The organism is Streptomyces ipomoeae 91-03 (assembly GCF_000317595.1).
GTDB classification, from domain to species: Bacteria; Actinomycetota; Actinomycetes; order Streptomycetales; family Streptomycetaceae; genus Streptomyces; species Streptomyces ipomoeae.
Window position 1 is genome coordinate 1 of record NZ_AEJC01000662.1, and the last position, 1,893, is coordinate 1,893.

2 protein-coding genes and 1 pseudogene are annotated in these 1,893 nt (G+C 71.9%); all 3 read right to left on the reverse strand.

All coding sequences use genetic code 11. The features are described from left to right. Window positions 1-479: pseudogene (locus STRIP9103_RS43400) on the reverse strand (right-handed parallel beta-helix repeat-containing protein); the annotation flags it as partial. Window positions 480-676: 197 nt separating this feature from the next. Further along, entirely contained in the window at window positions 677-1,300 is a 624-nt protein-coding gene (locus STRIP9103_RS43405) for an Rv1733c family protein (protein WP_009341826.1), read from the reverse strand. A 232-nt stretch (window positions 1,301-1,532) separates the two neighbouring features. Next, a partial coding sequence (locus STRIP9103_RS43410; protein WP_009341829.1) for an MOSC domain-containing protein occupies window positions 1,533-1,893 on the reverse strand: 361 nt, incomplete at its 5' end.

Here is a 1,893-nt window from a genome sequence, read left to right on the forward strand (position 1 = left end):
TCGCACTCCTCGAACACACCACCGCCGCCGTCGACCACGGCGATCCCGATCCCGGCCGGGTTGTCGACCGTGCACCGGCGCACCGTCGGGCGGGCGCGCCCGCGCACCTCGATGCCGACGGCGGAGCGGGTGACGATCCGGAGGTCGAGCAGCTCGGGAGTGCCGTCCTCGACGAGCAGCGCGGGCGCCGCCGCGTCCTGGCCCTCCACGTGCAGGTCCTGCACCACGGCCGAGGCGGACACCGTCAGCGGCACCCCGTCCACGGGGGCGATGCGGACCGAGCCGGGCGAGCCCTCCGGGCCGCGCAGCGTGACTCCGCGCTGCACGACGAGGTTCTCCCGGTACGTGCCGGGAGCGACGATGAGCACATCGCCGTCGCTCGCGGCCTCCAGGGCCGCGGCGAGCGATGCGTACTCACCCGTGCGGCGCCGCCACCGCGATGTACCGGTGTGCGTCACCTGGACCGTGCCCTGTGCCATGGCGTTGCTGTGCCCCCACCTCGTGGAACGCGGGTCGATGCCGAACAGTTCGGCTGGTCGGTCCACCGTAGCGTGCGCGGACAGGGGGAGTTGACCGGAGTCGGAAGGCCGCTGGGACCTGCCGTTCGGATCATGCCTGGGCCGCGGGGGTCGGCAGGCGCCCCAGCCCGAAGCCGGCATGATCCGAACGACAGGCCCTAGCTGCCCGTGCCCGTCCTGCCCCAGTCCGGCCCCGCCCTGTCCCATGCCTGGTCCCAACGGGCGTACCGGCGGCGGACCATGCGCCAGACGATCAGCCGCCGACCGCCCTCGACGAGTCCCCCGGCGACCACGGTGGCACCGAATCCGGCCAGCACGGCGTGGGTCGCCGCCGTGGCGTTGTCCAGTGGCCGGCCGACTGTTCGGCCCCGGTCGTCCGTCCACAGCGTGAAGCGGTCGCCGGGCTTCGGGGTCTTGAGGTTCGCCATGACCGTGCCCTGCCGGTCGGTGCCGTCCGGGCCGGTCCAGTCGGCGACCACCCGGCTCTGCCGGTCGCGGGTCGTCGCGGTCTCGGGGTCGGGGTCCAGCGGGGAGCCGTCCACCTTCCTGACGACGGTGGCCGTCACCAGATGCCGGGCCTTGTGCTGCTCCCGCACGGACCGCTGCAGGGCGTCCTGGGCGGCGCTCCCGACGACGGCACCGATCACGGGCGCGACGACGACGATCAGCACGAGGGCCGCGAGCGCGAGCCAGGCCTCGACCAGATCGGTCGTCCGGCGCAGCGGATTGCGCCGCCAACGCCACAGCCCACCGCATGCCCGTAGTCCGCCGATCGCCCGCACGGTCGTCCCACCCCCTTCCGCGTTCGTGACAACCCCGAACGGAGCCCGTCCACGCGCCGGTCGTGCGAGGAGAGAGCGAAATCACCCTCCGCGCAGGCCTTCTCATGAACTTCTCACAAACACCAACGGCCGGGCCGTGGGCCTGTGTTCCCCGTGCCCGAACCCAATCGTAAGAGGTTGAGTTTTCAAGATTGGACGGGAGTCCCGTCAGAACACCGATGAACCAGTCGAATTATTCGAGAACCCGCACCGGATCGCCGATCCGTACCGTGCCCCCGGATTCCGGGACCAGGTTCTGCCCGAAGACGAGCTTGTCGCCGAAACGGCGGTGGCGGGCGAGCGTGCGCAGGGGTTCCCGGCCGCGCGCGGCGGTGTTCTGGTCGGTGGTGGTCACCACACACCGCCCGCACATCTTGGCGACCCGGAAGGTGACCTCGCCGACGGCGACGCGCCGCCAGCCGTCCTCCTCCCAGGCGTCCGTGCCCTCGACCACCAGATTCGGACGGAAACGGTTCATGGGCAGCGGGCCCTCTTCGGGGTGGTCGCCCTGTGCGACGAGGGTGTTGAGCGCGTCGAGCGAGGCGAGGGTGGTG